Annotated in this window: 20 protein-coding genes; 3 read left to right on the forward strand and 17 right to left on the reverse strand. The window is 31.3% G+C overall.

Annotated elements, in window-relative coordinates; translation table 11 throughout:
• Nucleotides 1-1042 precede the first annotated feature (1042 nt).
• The 11 genes from HMPREF2706_RS07400 to HMPREF2706_RS07450 all read right to left on the reverse strand — a co-directional run bounded on the left by HMPREF2706_RS07400 (nucleotide 1043) and on the right by HMPREF2706_RS07450 (nucleotide 12481).
• Nucleotides 1043-2296, reverse strand: a complete 1254-nt coding sequence (locus HMPREF2706_RS07400) for an aminoacyltransferase (protein ID WP_023350305.1) — start codon at nucleotides 2294-2296, stop codon at nucleotides 1043-1045.
• 27 nt (nucleotides 2297-2323) lie between these two features.
• Entirely contained in the window at nucleotides 2324-3577 is a 1254-nt protein-coding gene (locus HMPREF2706_RS07405) for an aminoacyltransferase (RefSeq protein ID WP_023350306.1), read from the reverse strand.
• A gap of 272 nt (nucleotides 3578-3849) precedes the next feature.
• Complete coding sequence (locus HMPREF2706_RS07410) at nucleotides 3850-4509, reverse strand: type 1 glutamine amidotransferase domain-containing protein (RefSeq protein WP_049428612.1); 660 nt, start codon at nucleotides 4507-4509, stop codon at nucleotides 3850-3852.
• Between the two features lie 143 nt (nucleotides 4510-4652).
• Nucleotides 4653-5384: a tryptophan synthase subunit alpha gene (gene trpA, locus HMPREF2706_RS07415; protein ID WP_002433703.1), complete on the reverse strand. Its 732-nt coding sequence runs from the start codon at nucleotides 5382-5384 to the stop codon at nucleotides 4653-4655.
• Nucleotides 5377-6585, reverse strand: coding sequence for a tryptophan synthase subunit beta (gene trpB, locus HMPREF2706_RS07420; RefSeq protein ID WP_049428610.1), 1209 nt, complete (start codon nucleotides 6583-6585; stop codon nucleotides 5377-5379). Before trpB ends, trpA begins: the two co-directional genes overlap by 8 nt.
• Entirely contained in the window at nucleotides 6563-7210 is a 648-nt protein-coding gene (locus tag HMPREF2706_RS07425; RefSeq protein WP_049428608.1) for a phosphoribosylanthranilate isomerase, read from the reverse strand. Before HMPREF2706_RS07425 ends, trpB begins: the two co-directional genes overlap by 23 nt.
• Nucleotides 7207-7989 (reverse strand): indole-3-glycerol phosphate synthase TrpC, encoded by a 783-nt coding sequence (gene trpC, locus HMPREF2706_RS07430; protein ID WP_070597799.1) that lies wholly within the window; start codon nucleotides 7987-7989, stop codon nucleotides 7207-7209. The genes HMPREF2706_RS07425 and trpC overlap by 4 nt, the downstream gene beginning before the upstream one ends.
• Nucleotides 7990-7991: 2 nt before the next feature.
• Nucleotides 7992-8987 (reverse strand): anthranilate phosphoribosyltransferase, encoded by a 996-nt coding sequence (gene trpD / locus HMPREF2706_RS07435; protein ID WP_070862296.1) that lies wholly within the window; start codon nucleotides 8985-8987, stop codon nucleotides 7992-7994.
• 3 nt (nucleotides 8988-8990) lie between these two features.
• Nucleotides 8991-9557, reverse strand: a complete 567-nt coding sequence (locus tag HMPREF2706_RS07440; protein WP_070862297.1) for an anthranilate synthase component II — start codon at nucleotides 9555-9557, stop codon at nucleotides 8991-8993.
• Entirely contained in the window at nucleotides 9554-10960 is a 1407-nt protein-coding gene (locus tag HMPREF2706_RS07445; protein WP_049428603.1) for an anthranilate synthase component I, read from the reverse strand. The genes HMPREF2706_RS07440 and HMPREF2706_RS07445 overlap by 4 nt, the downstream gene beginning before the upstream one ends.
• 486 nt (nucleotides 10961-11446) lie before the next feature.
• Nucleotides 11447-12481, reverse strand: a complete 1035-nt coding sequence (locus HMPREF2706_RS07450; RefSeq protein ID WP_049428601.1) for a M42 family metallopeptidase — start codon at nucleotides 12479-12481, stop codon at nucleotides 11447-11449.
• Between the two features lie 154 nt (nucleotides 12482-12635).
• On the opposite strand from HMPREF2706_RS07450, the gene HMPREF2706_RS07455 reads away from it, so the two are divergent.
• The gene (locus HMPREF2706_RS07455; protein ID WP_047796241.1) at nucleotides 12636-13727 is read left to right on the forward strand and encodes a prephenate dehydrogenase; all 1092 of its coding nucleotides are present in this window, start codon (nucleotides 12636-12638) and stop codon (nucleotides 13725-13727) included.
• 80 nt (nucleotides 13728-13807) lie between these two features.
• Here HMPREF2706_RS07455 and HMPREF2706_RS07460 read toward each other — a convergent pair whose 3' ends face one another.
• Nucleotides 13808-15070 (reverse strand): Y-family DNA polymerase, encoded by a 1263-nt coding sequence (locus HMPREF2706_RS07460; RefSeq protein WP_030062726.1) that lies wholly within the window; start codon nucleotides 15068-15070, stop codon nucleotides 13808-13810.
• 153 nt (nucleotides 15071-15223) lie between these two features.
• On the opposite strand from HMPREF2706_RS07460, the gene HMPREF2706_RS07465 reads away from it, so the two are divergent.
• The gene (locus HMPREF2706_RS07465; protein WP_002433883.1) at nucleotides 15224-15409 is read left to right on the forward strand and encodes a 2-hydroxymuconate tautomerase; all 186 of its coding nucleotides are present in this window, start codon (nucleotides 15224-15226) and stop codon (nucleotides 15407-15409) included.
• A 96-nt stretch (nucleotides 15410-15505) separates the two neighbouring features.
• Here HMPREF2706_RS07465 and HMPREF2706_RS07470 read toward each other — a convergent pair whose 3' ends face one another.
• Complete coding sequence (locus HMPREF2706_RS07470; RefSeq protein ID WP_002433608.1) at nucleotides 15506-16492, reverse strand: LCP family protein; 987 nt, start codon at nucleotides 16490-16492, stop codon at nucleotides 15506-15508.
• 136 nt (nucleotides 16493-16628) lie between these two features.
• Between HMPREF2706_RS07470 and msrA the strand changes: the two genes are divergently transcribed.
• A complete protein-coding gene (gene msrA / locus HMPREF2706_RS07475; RefSeq protein ID WP_023350318.1) occupies nucleotides 16629-17132 on the forward strand; it encodes a peptide-methionine (S)-S-oxide reductase MsrA in 504 nt (167 codons plus the stop codon).
• A gap of 57 nt (nucleotides 17133-17189) precedes the next feature.
• On the opposite strand, the gene mprF is transcribed toward msrA, so the two are convergent.
• The 4 genes from mprF to HMPREF2706_RS07495 form a co-directional block, all read right to left on the reverse strand.
• Nucleotides 17190-19712, reverse strand: coding sequence for a bifunctional lysylphosphatidylglycerol flippase/synthetase MprF (gene mprF, locus HMPREF2706_RS07480; RefSeq protein WP_070862298.1), 2523 nt, complete (start codon nucleotides 19710-19712; stop codon nucleotides 17190-17192).
• Nucleotides 19713-19964: 252 nt separating this feature from the next.
• Nucleotides 19965-21179: an AI-2E family transporter gene (locus HMPREF2706_RS07485; protein ID WP_030062727.1), complete on the reverse strand. Its 1215-nt coding sequence runs from the start codon at nucleotides 21177-21179 to the stop codon at nucleotides 19965-19967.
• Nucleotides 21180-21340: 161 nt separating this feature from the next.
• Entirely contained in the window at nucleotides 21341-22189 is an 849-nt protein-coding gene (gene glcT / locus HMPREF2706_RS07490; protein WP_030062728.1) for a glucose PTS transporter transcription antiterminator GlcT, read from the reverse strand.
• 171 nt (nucleotides 22190-22360) lie between these two features.
• Entirely contained in the window at nucleotides 22361-23824 is a 1464-nt protein-coding gene (locus HMPREF2706_RS07495; protein WP_023350321.1) for a glutamine transporter AlsT, read from the reverse strand.
• Nucleotides 23825-23959: the final 135 nt, after the last annotated feature.

The raw sequence follows: 23959 nt of genomic DNA on the forward strand, positions 1-23959 counted from the left end.
TACATATATAGTTGCAATTTCTATTAACTAATATCATAGAGTAATGATAGTAATCTAGCTTATTAATAATGTAAGACAATAGAGAAATAAAACAAATAGTTAAACAACAAATAACGCGAGTAAGTAATATTTTATAGACAACAAGTAAGGCCCCTGAACAAATATACACAACTTCCTATAATATATATTATGTAAACTAAAAGATTAAAAACATCCCAGCGCGCATATATACAACTGATTATTATAATTATGGTTATTATTAGTATTTTAAATGTGTGCTGAATTAATTTGAATTATTTCTTCTAACACAGCCACTAAATCTCCAAGATTATTATGCGCTATGCAATCGTACGAGCTTATTATAACTTATCGCTATATATATATAGAGTTAAGGCGTAAATATCTTCCATAAGCGTTTGTTTATATACTTAATTTGCTAAATTACAAGCCATTGTTGGATAATAATCACCATAAATTTGCTGTATTTAATTGAAACAAACTTTAATATCACTTTTTTAATTGATGTATGGCCCAAAATGCCTCTCAATCTCTTGTTATAAGGTGCTTTAGATTAGATTAGATGAAATCTCCTTAATTAATTGTTTTTAAAAGCAAATATATATCCTTAGTTTACATAATACTTTTATAATCATCTCTATACTATACTTCGCTTTAAATATCTTTAGTATACTGTCGATTAAATTAACAAACTTCCAAAAAATTTAGAAAATATCAGTTGTATAATCTTCATTTTTAGCTTTTTATAAAAACTTCATCATTCAAATTTGTCATTCTCTCTTTATTTAAACGATTATAATAATAGTAACTCTTATAGATATAAAAACTTTATTTAAAATTAATCTAAGTGCATTATTGTGCAATAAAAATAATATGCTATTATTAAATGTGTAGGGAACAACATGATTTCGACAACTAAGATTTATATTCTACCTACACTAACCAGTTAGAGTTTTCCAACCCTTCTCTAATATGGTAAAAGAGCATATTGGCTCTATCCCAATATGCTCTCAAATATAGATATTTATTTTTTAACCTTACTACGTATACGATCTAATGTCGTGAATAACCAATATTTCACTTTATTAATTGGTTTATAAAAATCGCCAATTAATTCTTCAATTTGAACATTAAATCCTCTCTTAAAGCGATAAACACCATAATCTTCACTATCTTTAGTAAAGTCACCAGATAAACCATAAAAGTTATATCTTGCGTAACCATTATCGAAGCAATAATTTATCATATGCCAATGCATTGCATAAGGTCCCATATATTGGTTGAACTTTTCTGAAGAACCTCCTGAGAAATAATTGACTTCATATGCATTAGCGAAGTATACACCTGCTGCTAAGTTTAGAATGGATCCTTCAGTTTGACGAATCTCACTAGCATTTAGTAATTCTTTTTTGTCATGCTCAATTTGTTTATCTAATTCGGCAATTTTTCTTAATTGCTTATCATTTTTATTTTCTTTAGCCATCATATCATCACGACGATTCTCTTTATCATTTAAAGAATGTTGAACTTTTTCTATGTATTCATCTAAGTCTATATAGGCCAATGGTAAAAGAACTTTATCGCCATAGTGATCAATGAAATTATAGAAATATTGATCTGTTTTAGATACAAAGCCTGTTCTAGCTTCAGTTTCGCGATATAAATCTAAGAATTTATCAAATTCATCTCTCTCAAGAAATCTTACTTTAATTCCATAGTTTATCGCTTTATTAATATTTCTTTTACGTTGACTATCAAATTCCTTTTTCAGTGAAGAAGGTGTCTTACCTTCTAAATCTAAAACGCCCATCCATCTTACTTGGCTAGAAGTATCATATTCAGTTGTGAAACCATGGTGGTCATAACCATGTGATTTAAAGAGGTTAACTAAAGCATCGTTCTTCTCAGTTAAAGGATTGATGTCTTTATCATGAACTTGATATATCCAATAAGGATCTAATTTTACGTATAAACATTGATGTTGGTGTAGATAATTTTCCAATTCTCTTAAATAAAAATCAACTAAACCTAAATCTGAATAATCCATAACTGGACCACGATTTGAATAATATACATAACTTCCCATTGTAGGAATTTTAGAGAAAAGACTTGCTGCAATTACTCTATTGTCATCATCTTTAACACCTAATAATACAACTTGGAATCCATCTGCTTCACGCGTAGCAATATTTTCCTTTACCTGAAAATAATGGCTTTCTAATGATGGATTTTGTACAAAGTTTTCGAATTCTTTAACTGTTAACTCTGTAAATTTCATAATTAGATAATTCCCTTCCTAAAAAATCTATTTCTTTAACTTTTTAAGTGCGTTATAGATTGCATACATAGGTTTATTGATTGGTTTTATAAAATCACCTACATATTCAATAACATCAGCGTTATAGCCTTTTTTGAACTTAATTACTCCTACATCTTCAGCGTCTTCACTGAAGTCCCCACTAACTCCATAAAAATTATAACGATCAATACCATGTTCTAAAGCATAGTTTATCATTTTCCATTGAATTGCATAACTACCAGCATAATGACGATAACGATTTGAAGTACCACCGGCGTAATATACAACCTCAAAAGGATTAATGAAAAAGTATCCTGCTGAAATAGGTAATTCATTACCATGTTCTTGTTGTAAATTTTTAGCTTCATCAATTTTTTGTTGATTTGCATCTAATTGTTGTTGAAGATTATCCTTTTTGTTATAAGCTTTCTTATTGTCAGGTCTCTTCTCAATATCTTTAAGCGCTTTATTTAAATCCTTATTGAGAACATCTCTTTCATTATTAAGTTCCTCGATATATTCATCGAAATCAATATATGCTAATGGTACTAACACTCTGTCTTTGAAATGTTTGAATCTATTATAATAGAAACTATCATCTCTATCAGCGAATTCTTTCGTTTCAGTAGTATCTTCCATAAATGATCTGAAAATAGGTAATTCATCTTCGGATAGGAAACGAACTTTAACACCATTTTTTTGTACTTTCTTAGTATTTCGCTTTCTTAAACTATCCATTCCTTTAAGAATATCTTTAGATGTTTTATCTTTTAAATCTAAAACAGAATGGTATCTTACTTGTAATATAGGATGGAAGCCTTTATGAAAGCCTTCATGTTCAAATCCTAATTCTTCCATTTTATTGAAAAACCAATCATGGCCAGCATTTCCAATAATTTCACCATCATGATTTAAGTATTGGTATGGAAGATAAGGGTCAACTCTTAGATAAAGACAGTTATACTTTTTTACGTATTTACTTAGTTCATTAAAGAAAAAGTGAACAAGTTCTTTATTATCATAATCAATTACTGGCCCGCGATTTGAATAAAAATATTTAAAAATTTTCATTACAGGTACAGCAGTTAATAAACATGCAGCAATCACTTGATTGTCATTATTTTTAATTCCTACAAGATGTGAATCCGTTCCTTCAGCAACTTTAAGTTCATAATTACCTTCCATCTGAGTAAAATGGCTATAAGGCATTTGATCAGTAAAGTCACTAAATTCTTTGGCTGTTAAATTCGTAAACTTCATTATCATAACTCCTATTAATCTCTTTATAACTCTCTTTATTTAACATTAAGTATGATAGATTGTTGTTAAATATACATTATATGTAACTTTATGATTATATATGTTATCTATACTTTAATCTTAACAAGTATACAATAGTTAAACCCAAAACTAAAATATTAACTAATTTAAAAATTGCACTAAATTGGTAATCAACTTTAGATTTGAATAATTATGTAAAAAATAATATGGACTAAACAAAGGTTTGAGCCCATATTATTTTATAACCAGTTTTATTTTAATGCATTTACAAGTGCTTTACCAATGACTTCGCTTGATTGAGGATTTTGACCAGTAATAAACTTACGAACCTCTTCTAAATGTGAAGTAAAATCATCACTTGTAATGAAATGAGCACCTTGTTCTTCTAATTTAGATTGCGTTAAAAATGGTACTTTATCTTCCAGTCCCATTGCTTTTTCTTCACTATCAGTAAAAGCGGTTAAGCGTATACCATCAACAAGATATTTACCATTACTTGTTTTAACACCAACAAATGCACTTGGTCCGTGACAAACTGATGAAATAATTTTATCATGGTCTCTAAAATGTACTAAAATATTTGCTAATTTTTCATTATTAGCAAAATCAAAAACTGTACCATGACCACCTGGTAAATAAATTGCTTCATACTCATCAACATCAATGTCCTCAATACTTGGTGTATGATTTAACTGCGAAGTAAATGAAGTATATTTGTTTAATAACTCATCTGAAGTGGAGTTAGGGTCTAAGTTAACCTTACCACCTTTGATTGACGCTATATCAACATCAATCCCTTCGTTTCTAAGAATATCATAAGGTTCTCCGGCTTCTTCTAACCATAAACCAGTTTCCGTACCATCAGGATACTGACTCGTACTAGTTAGAACAAATAATACTTTTTTACTCATTCACTTTCACCTCTTTAACTTGTTATAAAATTAATTTACCCCGATTAGCTATGAAATATTCAAATATAAATTTAATATAGCTATCCCCTCAAAATTAAAAAAAGGTTGGAACACCCATTTATCCCAACCTATTAACTGCCATTTTAAATTTGATCGAGTGTCTTTCTTATGCTTCTTAAAAATTGAAACATCTCACTAGGATCACTCTCAGCGAATCTTTTTACAATTTCACTGCCGATGACAACGCCATCTGCTATACGTCCAATATCTTTCACATGTTCTTGATTTCTAATACCGAATCCAGCAACCACAGGTACATCTGTGACACCTTTAATTAATTCGATTTTTCTTTTTAATTCAGGGTGAAATTGACCATTTTCTCCAGTAGTAGCATTCATCGTAACCGTGTAAATAAAACCTTCTGCCTTTTTAGCAATATTTTTAATTCTTTCCTCAGAAGTAGTCATTGCTATAAGTGAGATTAATTTAACTTTCTCATTAGGGAAATCTTTTTTAAACTTTTGGGTTAGTTCAAACGGCAAATCTGGAATGATTAAACCATATACACCTGCTTCCTCACATTTATTTAAAAATTCATTCTCCCCAAATGATGAGATAATATTATAATAGGTCATTAAAACATATTTAGAAGTTATAGTCTCTTTATTTTTAATTAACTGTTCAAATATAAAATTAATATTCACGCCTTCTTCAATGGCTTTTGCTCCAGCGTTCATGATTGTTGAACCGTCCGCTACTGGATCTGAAAAAGGAACACCAATTTCTATAATATCAGCACCTGCTTCACTTAGTATCTTTAAGTTCTCAATAAACTTTAAATTTCCCATTATATAAGGAATAAATAACTTACTCATCTATATCACCACGACTTTCAGTATAATTTCTAATTGTTTCCATATCTTTATCCCCTCTACCAGAGACAGTAATAACAATAATTTCATCTTTTCTCATTTTTGGAGCTAACTTTTCAACATAACTAATCGCATGAGCACTTTCAATTGCAGGAATAATACCTTCAGCTCTAGAGAATCTTATTAGAGCTTCCATGGCTTCTTCATCAGAGGCATTTACATATTTCACTCTACCTATATCATTATAATATGAATGTTCCGGACCTATTCCTGGGTAATCTAGTCCTGCAGATATTGAATGGGCTAACTCTATCTGTCCATCCTCATCTTGAATAAGATACATTTTAGATCCATGTAGAACACCAGGTTTTCCCTTTCCTATAGCTAATGCATGTTTATTTGAGTTAACTCCTTTACCTGCAGCTTCAACCCCGTAAAGTTTTACGTCATCATTAATAAATGGATGGAAGGTCCCTATCGCATTAGAACCCCCACCTACACATGCAACTATAGCCTCTGGTAAACGCCCTTCTTTTTGATTAATTTGTCTTTTTATTTCGTTTCCAATCACACTTTGGAAATCTCTAACCATTGTAGGAAAAGGATCAGGTCCTAAGGCTGAACCTAATAAATAATGTGTGTCCTCTACATGGCTTACCCAATATTTTAAAGCTCTATTGACAGCATCAGACAATGTTCCTTGTCCTTCTTCTACTGAAACAACTTTTGCGCCTAGAAGTTCCATTCTAAATACATTCAATTGTTGTCTTTTAACATCTTCTTTTCCCATAAAAACGATGAGCTCCATATCGAATAAAGCAGCTACTGTGGCACTCGCCACACCATGTTGCCCAGCACCTGTTTCAGCAACTAATTTTGTTTTTCCCATACGCTTCGCCAACAATGCTTGACCTAAAGCGTTATTAATTTTATGTGCCCCAGTATGATTTAAGTCTTCACGTTTTAAATATATTTTGGCTCCTCCTAAATCTTCGGTAAATGATTTAGCGTAAGTAAGTGGTGTTTCTCTTCCGACATAGTCTTTTAAATAACTTGCGAGCTCCTCTTGGAATGATTCGTCTTGTTTAGCCTGTTGATAAGCTTTTTTGAGTTCTATGATTGCAGGCATCAGTGTTTCAGGGACATACTGGCCACCATATTCACCAAAAAAACCTAGCTCGTCAGCTTCTGTTTGTATGTTCATTTCTTTCATCTCCTTTAATTATTTTTATAATTTGCGTCATTTTTGCTAAATCTTTAATATTATCTGTCTCAATCCCACTAGCAATATCGTAACCACACTGACCTAATTTAAGGTATTTTAGTTTACTAATATGATTTATATCTAACCCGCCAGCTATTAAAAAACGTGATTTCCGAATATTACTAAGCATATTCCAATCATATGTATCACCTGTTCCACCATAATTTTGAGATGGTGTATCAATAATAAATAAATCAACGGTTTTCTCATATTTTTCAATATTTTTATTTAAATATTTATCAGCAGGAATTGCTTTAAAAATTTTAATCGTAGGATTTAACTTTCTAATTGCTTTTATTAATTGAATAGACTCACTTCCATGAAGTTGTATTACGTTGATATTAGTTTCATTGAAGACTTGCTTAATTAAGTCTAATGTTGGATTTACCAAGACTACCACGCAATGAATATGGTCTGGAACTCGTTTGGACAGTAATTTTAATTGATTCATACTCACGTGTCGTTTACTGCTAGGAAAATGGACAAACCCTATTGCATCAACATTTAGATTTTTAACCTTTTCGATATCTTCTTCATTTTTAAACCCGCAAAATTTTAAAATCATTGATGAATCTTCTCCATTTTTAAGCTTGGTAAAAATTGACTTAAGTCGTTGCATTTCATTAATGATTCACCCACTAGTAAGCCATCTATACCTGACTGTAAAATGTGCTCAACATCATGAGTACTATGAATACCGCTTTCTGAAATATAATGAAATCCTTTCTTTTTAAATTTTAAAATTTGGTTCGTATGTTCCACGTTAGTAACAAACCGTTTCAAATCTCGATTATTAACTCCAATTATTTTTGGCGATAATTGATGTGCTCTATTTAATTCATTTCTATCATGTACCTCAACTAAAACTTCTAAGTTAAGTTCTGTTGCATAATCATATAAAGTTTTTAACTCTTTGTCTGTGAGAATGTTAACAATAAGCAAAACAATAGAAGCACCTGCTTTTTTAGCTACGTCAATTTGAATTTTATCTACTATAAAATCTTTACACAGTACTGGTAAAGATGTTTCGACGGTGAGTTCACTCAATCTTTCGAAACTACCACCAAAGTATTTTTCATCTGTTAAGATTGAAATTGCATTTGCACCATATAATTCATATTCTTTTACTTGATCTATTAAGTTTCTATGAGGTAATTGTTTTAGCGTTGGACTTTTAGTCTTTATTTCTGCAATAACCGATAACTTTTTTTCATTTTTCAATGCATTTATTAATTTCTTCTTATTAGAAACATCAACATATTCTAATTCTTCTAATTTTTGTTGATAATATCCTTCCTTAAGTAGTGACTTTTTATAATTAACTATTTCATTAAGTATCGTCATCACTATACCCCCATCTTTAAATACTGTTTCATAGCCTGACCACTGTCTATAAGATGACGTACTAGTTTAATACCTGAGTGAATATCTTTTGCTTTTTCAGCCACGTATAAAGCAATTGCTGCATTGAGTATAACGACATCTTTTTTACTCGATTGATCGTTTCCATTTAATATATTTATGGCTATATTTTTATTTTCTTCAGGTGTTCCCCCTTTGAGTGCGTCATTGTCAGCAATAGTTAAACCATAATTTTTAGCATTAATTGTATACTGTTTGATTGGCTTATTTTGGTTAATTTCATAAATGATATTGTTTCCCGATAGCGTTGCCTCATCCATACCATTTGCACCATGAACGACAATAGCTCTCTTCCTACCTAAATCTTTGATAGTTTGAGCAATCTTATCTAGTTGTGTAACATCATAGACACCCATCACTTGATAAGTTAGTTTAAATGGATTGATAAGAGGCCCTACTAAATTAAATATTGTTGGAGACTTTATCTGCTTCCTAATGGGTTGGATGTATTTCATAATTGGATAAGAATCAGTGGCACTAATGAAAGAGAGACCTTTTGTATCTAATTGTTTTATCACACTAGCTACTTCACTTGTTTGAATCCCCATTGCTTGAAGAACATCGGTACTACCTGAATGCGATGTGATACTTTTCTTGCCATGTTTAACTACCGGTACACCGGCACTTGCTACTATGAATGCTACTGTTGTTGATATATTGAAACTGTTTGAACCATCTCCTCCAGTACCACAAACGCACATCGCTCCTTCATAATAGGGTTGAACTGGATACATTGTGCTTATAAGATGTTTAACTAAATAGGTTAGTTCAATTTGTTGCATTTCCTTTTTAGTGTAAGACTTTAATAACTTAAGTTTATTGTCTTCCTTCACATTTGGATTAAGAAGAATATCGATAAATTCCTTCATATGTTCTTCCGTTAACTGTCTATTATCTTCAATATCTTTTAATAATTTCATTTTTTAACTACCTTTCATTGCTAGTCTTACAAAGTTGTTAATTATTTTTTTTCCATGTTCTGTTGCAAAGGATTCAGGATGATATTGGATTCCATAATGTTTTTTGTATTTATGTTGAAATGACTGTATGCAATCTATCGTTTGACCAGTAATTTCTAAAGCGGATGGAAATGTTTTAGGATTACTTATTAATGAGTGATATCGCATTATTTTAAAATGATTAGGTAAACCTTGGTACAAAGGTGTTGATTTCACTATTTCTAAATCATCCACTTTACCATGCATAATTTTTAGTCCTTGAATAACTTCTCCACCGTAATAACAAGTCAATGCTTGTGATCCTAGGCAGACACCTAATATCGGTTTGTTTTCGAAATATTCAATTAATTTAATCAATAAATTATTATCTAATGGATGCCCTGGACCTGGAGAAATAATAACTGCTGAGATATTTTTAAGTTCATAAATTTCACTGTCATCGGGAAATTTAACAGTCACATCTGCTTGTTTTGATACTATATCTACGAGATTATAGGTAAAAGAATCATAGTTATCTATAATTAAAATCATGGAGTCACCTCCAGTAAACTCTTTGCTTTCAGTTTAGTTTCTTCGAGTTCTTTCTCAGGTATGGAATCATAAACTACACCACAACCTGCTTCAATGTTTACTTGTTTGTCGTCTATGAGCATAGTACGTATAGCAAGCGCGAAATCTAAATTATGATTACAATTGATGTAGCCAACTCCCCCACTATAAATCCCTCGTTTAAACGGATAAGCTTCATAAATCCTTTGAATGGCCCTTAATTTTGGTGCCCCCGATACTGTACCTGTGGGTAATAAACTTGCAATGACACTCATTGGAGATAAATTCTCCTTTAATTCACCTACGACTTCACTCACTATGTGCATGACATGTTCATATTTCTCAATTTCCATTAACTTTGTGATTTTAGAAGTTCCTACTTTACTAATTCTATGAATATCATTTCTACCTAAATCTACAAGCATACTATGTTCACTTATCTCTTTTTCGTCCTTAAGTAAAGCGTGACTATTTTTCTTATCCTCATCTTTATTAGCACCTCGCTTAGTAGTTCCAGCTATTGGATTGGTATAAACCAATCCATCTTTAACTCTAACGAAACTTTCAGGTGAACTGCCTACGACTATAGGAATATCTTTATTCATATAATACATATATGGACTAGGATTTTGTCTCTTTAATTTTTGATAAAGTTGAAAACTTAATTGATGCAAATGAGTTACAAAGTTATGCTTGTAATAATAAATTCTTGAAGGCACAACTTGGAACATATCCCCTTCTGCGATTTTCTTTTTTAATTCTGTTATTATTTTTAAAAATTCTTGTTCTCCTATATTTGTCTCAATTTGTCGTTCAGGTTGTTTCAACTTTATTCTTTCATGAGCTAAATTGATGTTTTTTAATTCATCAATTCTTTGTTTAACTTTTGCTTCCAACTGAGATTTAGAAGTATTTGAGAATAAATTTGTTGAAATCACATACAACTCATCTTTATAGTGATCAAAAACATAAGTATCTTCTACCAGATAAAATTTAACGTCATGATCCCGATGATCATCTAATTCAATTTCTTGAAGTTTAGGAAACTCATGCCTTACAAGATCAAAACTACATGTCCCTATAAAACCTGAAATAAAAGGTAAATGCTTCAATTGATCATCTGCAATATTCACGTAGTACTGATTGACTAAACTTTTTAAATAATCATACGGATGTTCATTCACCACTTTTATTTTTTCTCTTGTATTAATAATTAATTGATTATTATCAAGAGTAACTGAACCATAGTCTTCTAAGACAACGATGGAGTATCTTCCTTTTAATTTATCTTGATTTGTACTTTCAAATATAATTTTTGCTTCTCCTAATTGTGCTAAAGCTTCTGGCGTCATTAGCGCATTTAACTTTTTATAAACTACATCCATATTTCTTCTCCTTTCCATTAAAAAATCAGCCTCCTTATGAAAAAGGACGCTGACGCGTGGTACCACCTTAATTAGCCGAATATTCGTAATATTCAAAACTCACTCTTTGTATTTATTTTTTATTTCACAAAACCCAATTTCTTCAAAGTAGGTGTTAGTTTACATCAACCACTAACTTTCTGTTGCTACCTATTCTTTAAATACTACATTTTGCTTAAAAAACACCACAATAACGCTTATCTCGCAATAAGGACGCGTTACCGTGGTGCCACCTTAGTTAACAATTTTATTTGTTCACTTTTAAATTATTTAATTGTAATTTGAAAGCCCAATTCGTTTATTGCATTGTGCTAATTTACATCAACCATTAGCTTTCTTAGTGCTACAACATGCAGTAACTACTTATTCATTAAAATTGTCTGATTTTTCTAATTATTCAGTATCATACATATTAATGTTAACTTTGTCAATATAAACTTGTTTTTTTTATTCATTGATTGGCGACAAACAATAAGCATAAAGTAATTCTTGAGTGGCATTAATCGAATCTAAGTGTGTTCTCTCCATTGCATGTGAGGATTCAATACCTGCTCCGAATAAACCATGACGAATATCAGATCCTGCTTTTAGAGCTGCTGAAGCATCTGAACTATAATATGGATAAATATCTACTTTGTATGGTATGTCATTAATTTTACAAAGGTTAATTAGATGATTTTTTAGTGCTTTATGGTATGGACCAGATCCATCTTTTGCGCAAATTGAAACAGTATATTCATTAGAAGATTGACCATCCCCTAGCGCTCCCATATCTAAAGCTATAAATTCGACAATATCTTCTGAAATGCTTGAATTTGCACCATACCCTATTTCTTCATTGTTAGAAATATAAAATTGTGTTGTATGCGGTAATTTTGTACCTTCGTTTTTTAGCTTTTTCAAAAGTTCTAGAATCATTCCGACACTCGCTTTATCATCTAGATGTCTAGACTTAATAAATCCTGATTGAGTGATAACTGTTCTAGGATCAAATGATATGAAATCACCCACTTCTATGCCTAAATCTTTTGTTTCTTGAGCATTATGAGTTATTTCATCAATTCTTACTTCCATATGCTCTTTATCTCTTGGAATATTATGGTTATCTTTGTAAACATGCACGCTCGTTTCATGTAGACAGATTGTTCCTGAAAATGTTTGACCGGTTTGGGTTTGAATTTCACAATACTCACCTTCTATAGCATTGAAGTGAAATCCACCTATTAAGTCTAAAGCTAATCTGCCATTTTCTTTAATCTCTTTAACCATTGCCCCTAATGTATCCACATGTGCTGTTATACACCGCTGTTTATTTTCATTTGTACCATCAACAGTAATAAGGAGTCCGCCTTTATTAGTAACTTTTGTATGATAACCTAGATCTTCAACATAGTTTTTGACATAATTAATCGCTTCGTCAGCATTACCAGATGGGCTATTGATTTCAGTTAATGTTTTTATAGTTTCTAAAATTCCGCTCATATTATCCCCCTTTTTTCTTAAATCACTTTTTATTTTAAACTAAACCACCTTCATACTCTAACAATTATAGATTACTATTTTAGAGTATTGCTTACTTTTCTTCTCTCATTTACAATAATACTATTCTGAAAATTTTGAAATAAGGTGATTGTTTATGCAACACATATTATTTGTTGGCCTTGGTCTTATTGGTGGTAGTTTAGCTAGTAATTTAAAATATTATAATTCCGACGTACAAATTATGGCTTATGACGCTAATGAAACACAGTTAGATAAAGCATTGTCCATTGGTATTATTGATAAAAAAATAACTGATTACAAAACCGCAGTTGAAAAAGCTGATGTCATTGTTTATGCAACGCCTGTAGAACAAACAATTAAGTATTTATCAGAACTTCCCAATTATAAAACCAAGCCTCATTTGATAGTGACCGATACCGGAAGCACTAAATCTACTATTCAAACTTTTGAACAACAACTACTAGATAACAATATTCATTTAGTTGGTGGTCATCCTATGGCAGGAAGTCATAAATCTGGAGTATTAAACTCTAAAAAGCATTTATTTGAAAACGCCTATTACATTCTTGTATTTAATGAAAAAGAAAATCAAGAAGCAGCTAAATATTTACAAAATTTATTCAAGCATACTTTAGCTAAGTTTATTACAACGAATGCTGATGAACATGATTTTGTAACTGGTGTAGTTAGTCATGTCCCTCATATTATCGCATCTAGCTTAGTACACTTAAGTGCCAATCATGTAGATCAACATGAATTAGTAGAAAAATTAGCTGCTGGAGGTTTTAGAGATATTACGCGAATTGCCAGTAGTAATGCTCAAATGTGGAAAGATATCACTTTAAATAACCAAACGCATATTTTGTCTTTGTTAAACGAACTAAAAAATCAAATTACAGCATTTGAAAAGATGATAAATTCTAATAATGATGAAAACATTTACGAGTTCTTTGCTAAAGCTAAAAATTATCGTGATCGCCTACCCGCTAAACAACGAGGTGCCCTATCTGTGGCGTATGATCTATATGTAGACATTCCGGATAAACCGGGTATGATAAGCAAAGTTACACATATCTTAAGTTTACATAATATTTCTATAAGCAACCTTAAAATTTTAGAAGTCCGCGAAGATATCTATGGCGCATTGCAAATAAGCTTTAAAAATCCTGAAGATCGAGAACGTGGTATCAAAGCTTTAAAAAATTTCGATACCTATATTGAATAATATAAGTCCCCTAAAGTGTGATGAATAACATATCAATCATCGCTTTAGGGGATTATTTCTAAATTTTTAACGTTAATCACCTACATTTTGTGGCCAGCCATAAGTCCTAATCGACCATGCTTAGTCCCTGCTTCAGTATAAGATGTCGCTTTAGAAACGATACCTCTACCATATTTTAGGTGTAAATGGTCAATTGTTTTAGCTAGTTTTTCATCTCGTTTACGCTCATACTCATCAATAAATAAATTTAACTGTCGATCTTGTTCATCTACAAACTGTGTTAAAGATACACTTAGCGTCCTATACAAAGCATTTTTATCACATAATCGATTCGCAAAATAATTAATCACTTTAAAAATATCTCTTTCTAAATTTGTAGGATCTTCTAAAGTATACTGCTTGTGTACACCTCCATCATCAGCATAACCAAATGAAAAATGTATCGTACGCGCTAATTTTTTCTGTGCTCTTAATCTACTTGCTACATCTTCAATGAGTTCTTGCATGACTACTTTTGATTCCTCAAATCGATAATCTCTCATCAAAATTTGACTTTTACATATTGAAGGATTTGTTACTTTGTATTTTTCTCTTACTTTACTTTGATCAATACCGTTAGCATGTAAATGCATATCTACACCTAAAATACCAAAATCTCTCTTTAAATAGCGATAAGGATATTGTGCTAAATCGCCAATTGTAAATATCCCTCTCTTATTTAATTTCGCTTCAGTACGTTTATTAATACCCCAGAAATCTCTTAACGGTTGAATAGGCCATAACTTATCAGGTACATCTTGATAACGCCATTCTGCAATTCCATCTTCTGTATGCTTTGCTTCTATATCCATTGCTATTTTGCTTAATAACATATTAGAACCTATACCAACAGTGCAATGGATACCTGTCTCTTCCAGTATCTCTTTTTTTAATCGTTCGCAAAACGCATAAACTGTAGAACTAAACCTATGATAACTATCTGTGACATCCATAAAAAATTCATCAATACTATATTGATGTAAGTCTTCAGGTGGTACATAACGTAGTGCAATTTTTGAAATAGCAACAGAAACATTTAAATACTTTCTCATACTTGGGTTAATGATATAAATATCATTTCGATGTGGTATTTCAAAAAGTCTAGATCCCGTTTTTATACCTATTTCTTTCAATTTCGGTGTAGCAGCCAACACTACTGACCCCTGCCTTTTCGTATCAGCTACTACTGCTAACTTGGTTTCTAAAGGATCCAAGCCTTTCTCCATACATGACACACTCGCAAAAAAGCTCTTCTGATCAATGCATAATACATCTCTATCCTCTAATAGATTATAGTCATACATAACTATGCCTCCCTTACGAAATCTATTATATACGAACACGTGTTCTTATTCAATACAAACAAGAACGAATGTTCTATTTAATTTGAATCTCTATCGTTAATTTCGTGATATACTAAAGAAGACATTTCTAATTAATTAAGGAGGATGCATGATATGCCAATCGTAAATGTAAAGTTATTAGAAGGACGTACAGATGATCAATTAAAAGATTTAGTGAATGAGGTTACAAATGCAGTAGAAAAAACTACTGGAGCAAACAAAGAGGCCATCCACGTCGTAATCGAAGAAATGAAAAAGAGCCATTACGCCGTTGGTGGAGTAAGAAAATCAGATCAATAAAACGCAAAATCCCTGAAATGAAAGCTATTTACCATAGAAGCTATCATCTCAGGGATTCAATTATTTTATCACTTATTTTTTCTAATCATCTTAGTTTTAATCATCGAAAAAGTCTTGAATTGCTTTTTTATTTTTTTCTTTATCAATTTGAAGCGCACTACCATCATTATTAGTATTAATATCTTGATACGTGTTTTTAACAGGTACAGTTAGTGATTTAACATCTTTATCACCACGAATACCAAAGCTTAATCCAGTTTGGAAAATAGCTGAATTAGGCATATCAGTATTAACGTATCCTCTTAAAATACCTGCAACTTTCGGAAGTTTTGCAACGGTATTAAAATTTACTAACTCTTGTTTTAAAGTTTGCATAACTTGTTGTTGACGGCGAACACGCCCGAAATCTCCTTCAGCATCGTGACGGAATCTCGCATAACCTAATAGCTCTTTACCATTTAATCTATGATGACCTTTTTTCAATGAAACACCTATATTTTCAGACATGTCCTTCTCTACGTCTATAGGTACACCATTAGGTTCAAGTTCATCAACCATTTTCTCAAATCCAGTGAAATCTACTACCGCATAATATTCAGGATTGATACCTAAATTTTTATTAAGTGTCTTTCTTAGTAACTCAGGTCCACCAAGTGAATAAGCTGCATTAATTTTGTATTTATCATAACCAGGGATATCTGCGTAAATATCTCTCATTACAGACATCATTTTCATTTTTTTATTAATATAGTCGTATTGTACAACCATAATTGAGTCTGTACGAGATTTACCGCTTTGAGCTTTATCTGCTCCAAGTACTAATACAGATATTTTGCCATCATTTTTAACGGCTCCATTAAATTGATGCATCTTTACATCTTTAGCATGCTCTTTCGCATACTTCATACCACTATTATATTGATGAGTGATATAGACAATTATTGAAATAAGAATGATGAGAATGATTAAAATGATAAAAGGTAATTTGCGTAGTCTTTTTTTATTTCGTCGCCTAGAAGGTGTCGATGTTGTGCCAGTGTGACGTCGATACTCTGTTTCTCTATGTTCCTTCTGTTCTGTCATATTTACCTACCTTATATCTTCAAAATTACATATCTATATACTATAATTAATATGTATTAACGTTATATAAAAAGTATTCAAATTGCAAGAGTTTTTTTAATAAATGGTACTAAGGTCCAATGAAAGGATGTCATGAATGAATATTAATACGGCATACTTTGCCGGTGGTTGTTTTTGGTGTATGACCAAACCTTTTGATACATTTGACGGTATCGAAAAAGTAACTTCTGGTTACATGGGTGGACATACAGAGAATCCAACGTATGAAGATGTTAAAAGTGGTAACACTGGTCATTATGAAACAGTAAAAATTGAATATGATGTAGCACTTTTTTCATATCATAAACTATTGGAAATATTTTTTTCAGTAATCGACCCACTAGATGAAGATGGACAGTTTCAAGATAGAGGTTCCCAATATCAAACAGCCATTTTTTACTCTAATGAAGATCAAAAGAAATCTGCCGAATCATATATCGAAGCACTTCAAGATACTTTAAATGCAGACAAAGCAATAGCTACAAAAGTCTTACCCGCTTCAACTTTCTTTGAAGCTGAAGAATACCATCAAGATTTCTATAAAAAGAATCCCGAACGTTACGCTAAAGAACAACAAGATAGAGCGAATTATTATAAATAATGGACAAAAAATAGCGATAGTGCTGAATGTTACAATTCAGTACTATCGCTATTATTTTTATTTATGTCGAATGACTCTCATCACTTTCAACATACTTTCCCATAGAGAGCTATCTTTACGATAAACTAAAAATCTTGGTTCCCAGTTAGGACTATACTTTTCTTTATAACGTCTTAAACCTTGGAAACGATATAATCCATTAAAATGTTCAAAGACTCGCCCTGCTAAACGTTCTCTTAAATAAGAGTAATGTAAAGTACCAACATTAGAGAGGGTGGCCATTCCCATGTTAAAGGCTTTATATTCTTTTTCCTGACCCCATAACAACATGTGTAAATACAGTCCATCCATTAAAGGTAGATCGAGCTCTGGTAACCATCGAATTAAATCGACAGAAATTGCATCGTTAAAGTGCGTAGGCATTAAACTACAGAATGCAATCATCTTACCATGTTCATCTCTCATTACACCTATAGGCGCTTTAGAAAGATATGGTTGTGTAAATTGACCTACAGAGAAGTGCATTTCATTTCTACCATCTAACCATCTATCACTAACATATTTGAGTTCGTTAAAGAAATCTTGTGAAAATGGTGGTTCAATAATTTCAAAAGAAATATTTAAATCATTAAATTTATTGAGTGTAGCTCTAAAGCCACGACGCTTTTTACCTGAGGTAGTGAATGATGTTAAATCAATAATAGCTTCCTCACCTAGTTTGAAAAATTGATTCCCGAAATGATGATATAAAGGCATATAATTATCACTAACTTGATAGAAAATAATGTCGTAACCTCTATATTCTGCATATTGATAAAATGATTCTAACAATGATTCAAACGTATTTGCATCGCCTATAGGATCTCCTAATACAACTAAGGCATTAGATTTATAACGATACATGAGGAATGATTTTTCATTTTCATGGATAAAACAATCTTTATCACCACTATAAACAAGATGGCTCAAGTAATTACCACCATATTCATGAATAATAGCTTCACATATTGATAAATCTGTAATTTGATGAGGACGGTCAAATTTGTAATCAAATAACCATGCAATGAGACCAACCAGAATAATCACAATTAAAATAGTAACCCAGAAGTAATATCTTAATAATGATGTATCTACTTCAATGTGATAAATATCTAATGCGTATAATGTTTCCGCAATTAAAATATGATTTAGATATAAAACAATCACGCTGAGTATAAGCATGAGAACTAATTTTCTAAAACGGAACGGACGCTTAAGCACTTGAGCACGACGATAAGCTAAAACTAATAAAATAAACATGACTACAAGCCAAGTTAACAATAAGAAAGATGCGTAAGTATAAATTGTAGCTCCCGCAATTAAAATAATAGAAATCATCGCATAAATAATCGCACGACGACTCTGTTTAAAAATACCTCTCACATTCAAAATTAATAATAAACAAGCACTCGTATGGATAGATAAAGTTAAATAATAAGCAAAGTGATTTCCATCATATAGTCCATCATAAACAATCGTTAAATTATTAATGAAGAAAATGATGCTAGTTAAAAATATTAATATTGCGAGTGAAAATGAAGGTATTTTAGCTAAAATGGCTTTTTGATAGGACATCAAGAATGACGTAAAGTCCTTAGCAGGAACATAATATTTCGAACCTTCAAGATATTTTTTAGCAGTTGTTCCAAACTCAAATGTAGATAGTATAAGTGCAATAATGACTGGAACAAAATAATATGCAAATCGATATAGAAGTAATGCTAATAATATTTTTTCTTCTGAAACATCTAAAGATTTAAGTCCTAGTAAAACAACTAAATCGAAGGCACCAAAACCACCAGGAATAAAACTAACTAATCCTGATAACGCCGCGATCACGAAGATGCCGATAAATGTCATAAATGATACATGAATACCTACGATAAGTGCAGCAAAGTAAAGAACAGTAGCTGCTGCCATCCACTCGATACAAGATACAAGTGTACAATACACACCCATATAACGATTAGATTTATCCGCTGGTTTAGCGATAGTATAAATGATAAATACAGGTAAAAATAGTGCTACAACATATAAAATCCAGCGTACCCATGTAATTTTATCCATCATATGAGAAGCGTTAAAAACGTGTAGAACAACTAATATGGACAAGAGACTAAGTCCAGTGAGCATTGAAATCAAGATAATCGAAATATAATGTACGAGTTTCTTAATATCATCTGTATAGTTTTTATAAACGAAGGCTCTGACTCCTGCACCGATAAAGCCACCAAAACCTACGATAGCATTGAGAGCATTGATAATATAACTAACTCTTAATACTTTAGTCACTGACATGTTAAGCTTTAACGATTTCACTAAAATAATGTCATATAGTGACAAAAGAATGAGCGATGCTCCCCCACCTGCAAATAATAAAACAAGCCACAATCTATTTATTTTGCCAAATTGCATCAAAGTGTCTTTAAAATTAATATGAGCTAATTCACGATACAATGTGAAAATGACAAAAATAAATAACGCTGTGGCAAAGATAAATTTCAAAATAGATAATAATTTACTTTTCACTTCTTGCGTCATTTTTTCACTTCAATTCTAATTTAAATCTATTACATGACAAAAATATATCATAAAGAAAGGTTTTATAGAATATATATTGATAGATAAGTACCTAACATTATTGTAATGCTAAAATTATTTCTCTGACTTAGACACATAATTTTAGCTCTCATTTATGGGAAATGTAAGCATAAATGAGAGCTATTTATTGAATATTAACTTAAAACAAAATTATTCATAAAAAATCCCCTATTCAAGGGGATTCTATAAATATTAATCTGTAATTTCTTCTTCTTGTTTAATACTATAATCTCCAGCATCTTCACCATAGTAACGATTATATCTTCGTTTAAATAGTAAGAATATATGAGATACTAGTACTTTAAGTACCGCATATAATGGAATACCAATAATTACACCCACGACATTCATTAAATTACCAGCACATAGCAAAATGAAGATAATTGTTAATGGATGTATTTTGAGTGTTTTACCCATAACGTTTGGAGAAATAAAGTGCCCTTCAAAGAACTGAACAAGTGTCCAAACGATAACTAATTTAAGTAACATCCAAGGTGATGTGATAATCGCAATTACAATAGCTGGTGAAATTGCAATCGTTGGTCCTAAGTATGGAACAACACTTGTAACTGCTGCAATACTCGCTAATACTAAAGGATATTTAAGACCGATAATTGAATATCCAATTAATAGTAATACACCTATACAGAAAGAAACGATGATTTGACCTTGAATGTAAGAACCTACTTGAACACTCATTTTTTCAAGTAAATCATGAAAATCCTTTCTAAATTTAGGTGGCATAATTTTTGTTGTATAATCTTTAAAACGATGGCCATCTTTTAGCATAAAGAATAATATGAATGGCGTCGTTACTATGACAACACCAACATTTGAAACGGCTTCAGCGAAAGATGCAAGCTTAGGCCCAAATCCATCAAAGTACTCTGATAACATTGAAGGAATTTTTTTCTGAGCTGATTCTAACCAGTCATTAACTTGACTCATATAACTAGATAGGAAAGAGTTAGTAGTTATCTTCTCAATTGATTGAGTAATTTTATTTAAATAATGCGGAGAGTTTTTAATTAATCCTTCAATTTGTGAACCAATGATAGGAATAAGTAAATTAACAATTAATGTAATGATTCCCACAACTGCCACATAAATAATCGTAATACCTAACAGTCTTGGAATTCGATAACGCTCCATTAAGTTAACTAATGGATTAAATAGATAAAATAAGATTAATGAAACAATAATAGGTGCAGCAATTGTATTAAATATAATAATAAATGGTTCAAATACATAGGAAACTTTATCGAAAATAAAGATTACAATACCTAATAAAACAAGTGCAACTAAACCATATATAAGATCATTGCCACCTAAAAATCTCATAAATCTTGTTTCAGAAAAACTAAATATATGGTTTTTCTTTTCACTAGATTTATTTTCGTTTGACATCAAGATCACCATACCTCACATTTATAAATCAAATAAAATTATGATTTAAAATAATTTAGACTCATAAACAAAATATTTAAAAATACAATATTTATGATAACACAAAATGAATAAAGTTAATCATTTTTACCCAAACACAATCGAATAATAAACGTTACATATTATTCGATTTTAATTTGAGCTTCAAAATGGTGTATATGTATCGCAAGATATACAATTTCGGACTCATTGATAATCACATCAAACTGACGTTGTATCATTTTTAAAATTTTATAAGCAGTATTAAAACATTGTGGATAAAGATTTTTAACCATTAAAATAAAATTGTCTTGCGCATCCACATTTTCCCCTTTAGTTAACCTATAAATTAAAAACTGTATATGCCTAATAAAACGTTGGTATTGCGTTGTTGTTTTATCAATTTCATGATTAAGATCTGTTTCAATAATCGTCATACTTTTATTAATTAATTTATTGATAACTGATATATCATGTATTGATAAATCTTCAGAATTAGAAGCAATATGTAAAGCTATAAAACCAATTTCATCTTCAGGGAATCGAACATCTAACGTCTGATTCAATTTATCAATGACACGCTTAGCAATTTGATATGCATCACTGTAAAGATGTTGCGTCTCTATTGCAAATGGGTTAGAAATAACTTGATTCTGTTTAAGTCTTTTATATGCAAAGATAATATGATCTGTAAGAGCAACAACTAAGCTTTTATCATCAGTTTGAAGCGAGGCCTCAGAAATCATATTGACCGATTCGATAACAGCTTGGACAACATGGTCTTCCCCCATCTCGACCAACGTTTTATAATGTTCTTTCTGCTGTTGCTGTTCTAATTTATATACTTTCTCAATTGAAGCATTCTCATCAAGCATCATTCCCACTTTTTTATTGAAACCAATACCCTTGCCAATTAACACAACTTCATGATTATTACTTTTACATATGAGGACGTTGTTATTTAGTGTTTTCGTTATTTCGTAATTCCCCATTATAATCACCTTTCTCTTATCATTAGTAAGATTATAATTCTATTTTTTAAAAATGAAAAGCGAGTTACTAAAGTGTTGATATTTACATTCATACTAACGAATATAAATCATGTAATTTAAAAAAAGACGACTTGAGAGGCAATCATGCGTCAAGTCGTTACTCTAACTAAATTATTTATCATTACGTGGTATTTTAGCTTGAGATCCCCAAGATTCAATACCAAATAAATTAATTTCTAGATTTTCAGGTTTAAATACAGGTTTCTTACCTTCTTTACGTTGCTGTTGATAATCTTTCATTACAGCAAAAGCGATATTGGACAATCCTATAATAGATATAATATTAACTATGGCCATTAGGCCCATAAATAAGTCTGCAGTACTCCAAACTGTTTCAGTTTTTGCAACTGCTCCAATGAATACTAACACAACTACTAAACATCTAAATACAAACAAAATGGCTTTGTTTTTAGATAAGAACTCAATATTTGATTGTCCGTAATAATAGTTACCTACAACTGATGAAAAAGCAAATAAAGTTATAGCCACTGTTAAGAAAATACCACCTGCTGAACCTAAATGTTCATTTAAAGCTGATTGAGTTACAGCTACACCTTGAGGTGCACTTTCACCAAATTTTAATCCAGAGTATAGAAGAATCATGATAGCTGTTGCTGTACAAACTAACATAGTATCAAAGAATACTCCTAGCGACTGTATTAAACCTTGTTTAACAGGGTGTGGGACAGCAGCAGTAGCTGCAGCATTAGGTGCTGAACCCATACCTGCTTCATTTGAGAATAATCCACGTTTAATACCTTGAAGTATCGCTGCACCAACAGCGCCACCAGTCACTTGTTGTAAACCGAAAGCACTTTTAATGATAGTACCAATCATTGGAACTATTTGATCTATATTTAATAACAAGATAACTAAAACCATTCCTATGTATATGATTGCCATAATAGGTACTATAAGTGATGATAATGTTGCGATGCTTCTTACGCCACCAAAAATAATGATTGCAGTAATTACAGCTAATATAATACCAGTTATAACTGGGCTAACATGATATTGTGTGTTTAATGACTCTGCAATTGTATTAGATTGAACAGTATTAAATACAAATGCAAATGTGATGGTGATTAATGTTGCGAATACGATACCTAACCATTTCTGGTTGAGACCCTTAGTAATATAGTATGCTGGTCCCCCACGGAAACCACCTTCTTTATCATGCACTTTATATACTTGAGCTAATGTTGCTTCCATAAATGCACTAGCCGCACCAATAAAAGCTATAATCCACATCCAAAATACTGCTCCAGGTCCACCTAATACAATAGCTGTAGCTACTCCGGCAATATTACCAGTACCTACACGAGATCCAGCACTAATAGCAAATGCTTGGAAAGGCGAAATACCTTTTTTACCACTACTTAGCGTTTCAGGTTTCTCAGTGAGCGCTCTGAACATTTCAGGTAACATTCTTAATTGAACAAATTTAGAACTTATAGTAAAGAAAAAGCCTGCAGTTAATAAAAGTCCAATTAGATATTGCGACCAAATCAAATCATTCCCGACCTGAACAAAAGATTTAAACCAGCCAGGAATCAAATTATCGAAATCTTGCAAATTGAATCCCTCTCATCTTAATAAATTTATTCTCTTTAACGCATCAAGAGATTTATGTTCCCATTTAGAATCTAAAAACTTAATAAATATACTAATTTAAATCATTAAGTCCCATTTTGATTCTTTTAAATAGAC

The sequence above is a fragment of the Staphylococcus sp. HMSC067F07 genome (assembly GCF_001837405.1).
In the GTDB taxonomy this organism is placed as follows: domain Bacteria; phylum Bacillota; class Bacilli; order Staphylococcales; family Staphylococcaceae; genus Staphylococcus; species Staphylococcus capitis.